This window comes from Nonomuraea lactucae, from assembly GCF_003313395.1.
GTDB lineage: Bacteria > Actinomycetota > Actinomycetes > Streptosporangiales > Streptosporangiaceae > Nonomuraea > Nonomuraea lactucae.
The window spans coordinates 1-7,087 of sequence record NZ_QNFZ01000883.1 but is presented as its reverse complement, the minus strand read 5'-3'; the positions used below and the strand labels follow the sequence as shown (position 1 = coordinate 7,087).

At 73.1% G+C, this 7,087-nt stretch carries 6 protein-coding genes; 4 read left to right on the top strand and 2 right to left on the bottom strand.

Going from position 1 to position 7,087, the window contains the following annotated elements; all coding sequences use genetic code 11:
• On the bottom strand, positions 1-1,703 hold a 1,703-nt coding region (locus DQW85_RS30520; protein WP_162795504.1), incomplete at its 3' end, for an ATP-dependent helicase.
• A gap of 145 nt (positions 1,704-1,848) precedes the next feature.
• On the opposite strand from DQW85_RS30520, the gene DQW85_RS30515 reads away from it, so the two are divergent.
• Both DQW85_RS30515 and DQW85_RS30510 read left to right on the top strand, forming a co-directional pair.
• Positions 1,849-2,751: an alpha/beta hydrolase gene (locus tag DQW85_RS30515; RefSeq protein WP_240197523.1), complete on the top strand. Its 903-nt coding sequence runs from the start codon at positions 1,849-1,851 to the stop codon at positions 2,749-2,751.
• A gap of 61 nt (positions 2,752-2,812) precedes the next feature.
• On the top strand, positions 2,813-3,061 hold the full coding sequence (locus DQW85_RS30510) for a glutaredoxin family protein (protein ID WP_113703270.1): 249 nt from the start codon (positions 2,813-2,815) through the stop codon (positions 3,059-3,061).
• A 15-nt stretch (positions 3,062-3,076) separates the two neighbouring features.
• Here DQW85_RS30510 and nudC read toward each other — a convergent pair whose 3' ends face one another.
• Positions 3,077-4,114: an NAD(+) diphosphatase gene (nudC, locus tag DQW85_RS30505; RefSeq protein ID WP_240197522.1), complete on the bottom strand. Its 1,038-nt coding sequence runs from the start codon at positions 4,112-4,114 to the stop codon at positions 3,077-3,079.
• Between the two features lie 173 nt (positions 4,115-4,287).
• On the opposite strand from nudC, the gene DQW85_RS30500 reads away from it, so the two are divergent.
• A complete protein-coding gene (locus DQW85_RS30500) occupies positions 4,288-5,424 on the top strand; it encodes an ATP-grasp domain-containing protein (RefSeq protein WP_113703268.1) in 1,137 nt (378 codons plus the stop codon).
• Complete coding sequence (locus DQW85_RS30495; RefSeq protein ID WP_113703267.1) at positions 5,421-6,935, top strand: IucA/IucC family protein; 1,515 nt, start codon at positions 5,421-5,423, stop codon at positions 6,933-6,935. The genes DQW85_RS30500 and DQW85_RS30495 overlap by 4 nt, the downstream gene beginning before the upstream one ends.
• Positions 6,936-7,087 lie beyond the last annotated feature (152 nt).

Below are 7,087 nucleotides of genomic sequence, written 5' to 3'. Positions count from 1 at the left end.
CGCGCCTGGGCGGGGGCGCGGCCGGTGAGGCCGTCGAGGAAGCGGGAAGGCCGGCGGCTCCGGCGCCCGCCCGGCGCGCGGGAGAGCGCCCACGACAGCGACAGGTGCTCGCGGGCCCGCGTGATGCCGACGTAGAGCAGGCGCCGCTCCTCCTCGATCTGCTCGGGCGTCTCGGCGTAGATGATCGGGACCATGCCGTCCGTGAGGCCGACCAGGAAGACGGCGTCCCACTCCAGCCCCTTGGCCGCGTGCAGCGAGGCCAGCGTGACGCCCTCGACGGGCGGGGCGTGCTGCTCGCCGGCCCGGCGTTCGAGCTCGGCGACGAACCCCCGCAGGTCGGCGCCCTCGGCGGCCATGTCCTCGGCCAGGTCCGCCAGGGCCTTCAGCGACTCCCACTTCTCGCGCGCCTTGCCGCCGCCGGGGGGCGCGGGGGTCAGGCCGATGCCGGCGAGGATGTGGTGGACCTCCGAGGCGAGCGGCTCGCCGGACGCCGACCTGGCCGCGCCGCGCAGCAGGACGACCGCCTGGCGCACCTCGGGACGCTCGAAGAACCGCTCGCCGCCGCGCAGGATGTAGGGGATCTCGGCCTTGGCCAGCGCCTCCTCGTAGGCCTCCGACTGGGAGTTGGTGCGGAACAGCACGGCGATCTCGCGCGACGGCACGCCCTGGTCGAGCAGCTTCCTGATCGCGCGGGCGGCCGCCGCCGCCTCGGCGGGCTCGTCGTCGTGCTCGTGGAAGGCGGGCCTGGGGCCGTCGGGCCGCTGGGCGACGAGCTCCAGCCGGTGCGGCGAGCGGCCCTTGGCGATGACCAGGTTGGCGAGGTCGACGACCTGGGGGGTGGAGCGGTAGTCGCGGACCAGCTTGATCACCGTGGCGTCGGGATGCTCGACCGCGAACCCGGTCAGGTAGCGCGGGGTGGCGCCGGTGAAGGAGTAGATCGTCTGGTTGGGGTCGCCGACCACGCACACGTCGTCGCGCCCGCCGAGCCAGGTGTCGAGCAGGAGCTTCTGCAGCGGGTTGACGTCCTGGTATTCGTCCACGACGAAGTAGCGATACTGCCCGCGGATCTGCGCCGCCACCTCCTGGTGCTCGGTCATCACCGCCGCGGTGAGCTCCAGGATCGTCTCGAAGTCGACCAGGTGCCGCTCGCGCCTGATCTGCTCGTACGACTCGTAGAGCCCGGCCACCTCCTCGGCGGGCACGGGCGGGGTGCGGTTGTGCTTGGCCGCGGCGGAGACGTAGTCGTCCGGCCCGATCTGGGTGACCTTGGCCCACTCGACCTCGGACGCGATGTCCCGCAGCTCTGACCGGTCCGGGTTTCTGCGCACCCGCCGGCAGGCCTCGACCAGGATCGGCAGCTTGGACTCGATCACCGAGGGCGCCTCGCCGCCGATCACCCGCGGCCAGAAGTAGGTGAGCTGGCGCAGCGCCGCCGCGTGGAACGTGCGCGCCTGCACGCCCGGCGCGCCGAGCGCGCGAAGCCGCTGCCTGAGCTCTCCCGCGGCCCGTGTGGTGAATGTCACCGCGAGCACCCCGGGCGCGTCGACGACTCCGCTGCGCACCGCGTACGCGATGCGATGCGTGATCGCCCTGGTCTTGCCGGTGCCCGCACCAGCGAGAACGCACACGGGACCGCGCACGGCCTCGGCCACATCGCGCTGCTCCGGATCGAGGCCGGACAGGACGTCGTCAACGCTGCTCACCTGTCAATCCTCCCAGCCGGTGGCGATGGCGCCCTCCATTCTGGCAACATGCCGCCCGTTGTCCGTTCAAGTCACCGAGATGCAAAGAACTGGTCTCTTCCCCCACAATGGGGCCCGACCATGTGCTTGGGGGAAAGGGAAGGCCGTGCGAATTGCGGTTTTCGCCGGGCTGGCGCTCGCTGCCGTCGCGTTGACACCTGGGAACGCGCACGCGGCGAAGGATCCCACCCCGGCCCCTGTCGCCACCAACCCGTCAGACCCCTACGGGTCGGGCCTGTCGTTCGAGTCGGTCTCGTACGGCCCGCAGCGCCGCCAGGACATGGACGTGTGGTGGACCGCCGACGGCAGCCGGCGTCCGGGCGTCTTCATCGTCCACGGCGGCTGGTGGTCCAGCGGCGACAAGAGATACATGACCTCCGTCAGCCGCGCCTACGCCGAGCAGGGCTACACGGTCTTCAACATCAACTACCGGCTCTCCGGCCAGGCGTCCTGGCCGGCGCAGCGCACCGACGCTCTCGACGCCATCGCCACGGCCAAGCGGCACGCCGCGCGCTGGTCGTTCGATCCGAAGAACTTCGTCGTGGTGGGCTTCTCCGCCGGCGGGCACATCGCGGCCTCGGTCGGCACGTACGGCAACGGGCTGTCCGGGCTCCGGGGCGTGGTCGGCCTCTCGCCGATCATCTCTCCCCTGCTCGCCTACACCGACGGGCTCGCCACCACCGACCCGTACAAGCGCAGGCTGCGCGCGTCCGCCGTCAAGCTGGCGGGCGGCTGCGCGCCCAAGGGCAGGTGCTCGCGGGTCTGGGCGAGCATGGAGGTCGCCTGGCACGCCAGCCCCGGGGACGCCCCGATGCTGACCGTGCACTCGCGGGACGAGTTCGTCCCGCCGGCGCAGAGCCAGCCGCTCAGGCAGATGCTCGGACAGGTGGGTGTGCCGGTCACGGTCGTCACCGTGCCGGGCGTCGCGCACAGCACCCCGCTTTACCGGGAGCCGTCCGTGACGGAGCGCGTGCAGCAGTGGATCTCCGAACGCTTCACCCAGGAATGACCGGGGACCACCCCGGTGTTGAAGGGAGCGCCTGTCTCCTGATCTGGAGGGATCGTCCAAGATGGCGCTCACGGTCTACAGCACCACGTGGTGTGGCCCCTGCAAGCGGCTGAAGTCTCAGCTGACCCGCGAGGGCATCAGCTTCCTCGAGATCGACATCGAACGCGACCCGGACGCGGCCGAGTTCGTGATGAGCGTCAACGACGGCAACCAGACGGTGCCGACCGTGGTGATCGAGACCGCCGGCGGTCGCGTGGTCCGCACCAATCCCTCCGCCCTCGAGGTCAAGGCCCTGCTCGAACCGGCCTGAGCCGGCACCCGCGCGTTACCAGTCGCCGTGGAGGGGCCCGCCGTACCACGTCTCGATGAGGCGGCGGGCGATCGAGACGGCGGGCGGGAGGCGGAGCTCCCCCGACTCCAGCGCGGCGGCGAGCTCCTCGCGGGAGAACCAGCGCGCCTCGGCGATCTCCTCGGCGTCGGGGGTGATGGTCGTCGAGACGGCGTCGGCGAAGAAGCCGAGCATGAGGCTGCGCGGGAACGGCCACGGCTGGCTGCCGAGATAGCGCGGGTTGGCGACCGCGATGCCGACCTCCTCCGCCACCTCCCTCACCACGGCGTGCTCCAGCGACTCGCCCGGCTCCACGAACCCCGCCAGGATCGACAGGCGGCCCTGTGGCCACTGGGGGCCGCGCGCGAGCAGGCAGCGGTCGTCGTGGTCGCGGACCAGCATGATCACGGCGGGGTCGACGCGCGGGAAGTGCTGGCTGGCGTCACGCGGGCAGACCCGGATGTGGCCGCCCGCCTGGACCTCGGTGCGGGCGCCGCAGCGCGGGCAGAACTCGTGGGTCGCGTGCCACGCCTCCAGCGCCACCGCGTAGACGAGGAGCCCGGCGTCGCGGTCGCCGAGCAGGCCGCCGACCTGGCGCAGCCCCGCGGTGACCGTGGCGCCGTCGGGCGTGTCGCGAAGGCTCAGCGGGACCGTGACGCGCCCGTTCACCCCACCACCGGCCCCAGTGGCGGGAACAGTGGCGGGCCCAGGAGTGGGCCCAGGAATGGGCACGTTGGCGGGCAGGGTGGCGGGCAGCGGCGCCGCGACGGCGAAGTAGGCGACGTCGCCCTCCACCCCGAGCAGGTAGCGCTCGCCGGGCGGCGCCTGGTCCGTGGTGAACAGCTCGGCCCGCACCTCGTCGCCGGCCCGGCTGACCAGCGTGCGGCCGTCGTCGATCACCAGCACCCTGGTCGAGGGCGCGGCCCAGGCCCGCTCCAGCCAGGCGGAGTCGGCTCGCAGCGCCGACGACCTGTCGATGGTGCCGCGCGCGAGGAGCAGCGGTCCGATGAGTTGCTCTTCCGCCCTCGTCTGCACGGGCCCCACCCTTCCCGAATCCCATGTCATCCTATGACCCCGGAGTCCGGCCCCGGAGCTGGAGCGGATTGCGGTGTCGGGCGGCGGCGTGATCGCGAGCGGGCTAGGATCTCAGTGGTTAGGTTAGCCTTACCTGATCATCGACCCACCTGTTCATCGGGGGTGCCATCGCGTTGCGGCTCTACCTGACCGCGCTCAAACCGACCGATTCGGTGACCGACGGGTTCCTTCCGGCCGCCCGCGCCCTGGGCTGCGACGTGACGATCCTCACCGACCGGCCGGAGCGGCATCCCGGGGCGATCGGGTGCGACGTGCGCGACCCGCGGGCGCTGATCGACGCGATCGCCCACCTGGGCAGGCCCGACGCGATCTTCTCCAACTCCGACCACCTTCAGGTGGAGACGGCTCTGGCCGCCGACTACTTCGGGCTTCCGGGCAAGGACTGGCGGGCCTGCCTGGCCGCCAAGAACAAGTTCCTGACGCGCCGCGCGCTCGCCGAGGCGGGGGTCGAACGGGTCCGGTCGTTACGGCTCGGCCCCGGCGACCCCGTGCCGGACGGCCTGGCGTACCCGCTGGTCGTCAAGCCGCGCGAGGGGGTGGCCAGCGAGGACGTGATGCTCGTCGAGAGCGACCTGGCCGGGGCGGTGGCCGGGATCAGGCGGCGGCGGCCCGGCGAGACACTGGTCGTGGAGGAGTACCTGGAGGGGCCGCTCCGCACGCTGGAGACGCTGGGCGACGCCTCGGGGGTCAGGGTGCTGGGCGGGTTCGAGACGACGCTCGGGCCGCTGCCGCACTTCGTCGAGGAGCGGCTGGACTGGTCGCCCGCCCGGCCGGACGGGCACGTGCTGGCCGCGCTGCGGGCGCTGGGCGTGGGCTTCGGCGCCTGCCACACCGAGTACGTGGTGACCCCGGCCGGACCGCGCGTCGTCGAGGTGAACTACCGCGTGATCGGCGACCACTGCGACTTCCTGCTCGCGGACCTGCTGGGGGTGCCGCTGTTCGAGTGGATCCTTCGGGCGCACCTCGGGGAGCCGGTCCCGGCGGTGCCCGAGCCGCGGGGGCACGGCAGCGCGGTGAGCCTGGTGGCCGACCGGTCCGGGACGATCACGGCGGCGCCCGCCGAGGAGGCCGTGGTGACCGGGGACGTACGGCTGTGGCACCGGCCACTGCGTTCGGTCGGCGAGGTGGTGGAGCGTACTCACACCAACCGCGACTTCCTCGGCGTGATCAGGGCCGTGGGGCCGGACCGCGACCGGGTGGAGGCGGCCATCGGGGGTTACCGGGCGGCGCGGCCCTGGGTGATCGAATGAGCGGCCGGGAGGCGTACCTCGCGGCCCGGGTGCTCGACGCGCTGCTGCGGGAGGACTACGGGCGGCTGTCGGCGCGGGTGAGCCGCAGCCGCGACGGTGTCGAGCTGGCCCTGGCGGGCGGGCGGATGGCGCGGCTGGCGCCCGGGCTGCTCTTCCAGGATTTCGTGGTGGCGCCCGGGGAGCGGCTGACGCTGGGCGAGGTGCTCGGCACGCTGGCGGAGGTGGCCGATCCGGCGGACGCCGAAGGCGTGGCGGCGTTCGCCGAGGAGTGCGCCCAGGCGCTGGTGGCCTGGGAGCTGCACGACGACCGGGCGGCGGCGGTGCTCGCCTCCGGGCCGTCGTACGAGACGCTGGCGGCGTTCGCTGATCATCCCGTGTATCCGACGGCTCGGGCGCGGCTCGGGCTGACGGCCGAGCAGCTCCTCGCCTACGCGCCGGAGTTCGGGCCGACGTTCGAGCTGCGGTGGGCCGCGGTGCCGCGCCGCGCCTTGGCGGCGGGGTCGGCGCGGCTCCCCTCCGGTGTGGCCCCCGACGGGTTGGCGCCGGGCGTTGACGAGGCGCTGTTCCCGGTGCATCCGCTGGCCGTGGGCGAGGTGGAGAGGATCGGCGGGGTACGGGTGCTGGCCGAGCCGCGGCTGACCGTCAGGCCCACGCTGTCCATGCGTACCGTCGAGGTGACCCCTCGGACGCACCTCAAGCTGCCGCTGCCCACCAGCACCCTGGGAGCGCGCAACCGGAGGTCCATCAGGCCCGGCACGCTGGAGGACGGGGCCAGGGCGGAGCTGCTGCTGCGGCGGCTGGCCGACCCGGACGTGCTGGTGGCCGACGAGCAGACCTACGCGCACGCCGGGCACGAGTATCTGGCCTGGATGGTGCGGCGGCTCCCCGAGGGGACGATCGTGCCGGTCGCCGCGCTCGCAGCGCTCGCAGCGCTCGGCGCGCCGGGTGTCCTGGACGGGCCGCAGGGGCCGGATGGCGTGCTGCCCGGCTATCTGCGCCTCCTGCTGCGCTGGAACGTGCGGCTGTTCGTGAGGTACGGCGTGGCGCTGGAGGCCCACCAGCAGAACCTCGCCCTCGTCTTCCACGGCGGAGCCATGAGGCTGCTCGTCAAGGACAACGACGGGCTGCTCGCCTCCCCCGCGAGATTGGCCGCGGCCGGGATCGAGGTGCCGGATTTCGCCGACCGCAGGATGCTGACCGACGACCCGCACGCGCTGGCCGACGTGTTCGTGACCATCACGCTCCACCTGGCCGCCGCCGCGGTCGCGTTCGCCGCGCTGCCCCACCGGCAGGCCGCCGCCCTGCTGCGCGACACGCTGGCCGAGGCGCTCGACGAGCACGGCGACGAACCGATGGCCAGGCTGCTGCGCGCCAGGACGCTGGACGCGGCCAGGCTCACCGGCAAGTCGATGATCACCGCCGGGACGCTCGTGGCCAAGGAGCGCACGGGCGCGCGGGACGTCAACAAGTTCTACGGCACCAGCGGGCCCAACTATCTGAGGAGAGCTTGAATGCACGGTCTGGTCCTCGACGCGCCCGAAGCGCTGGCCGAGGAGGCGACGCTGGCGGCGCTGCTCCGCTGCTGCGTGCGGGAGGTGGCCGGGCCGCGCGGCCTGGTCTGGCCGGCGCCGCCGTACGTGCTGCTGCGGGTGGGGGGAGCGCT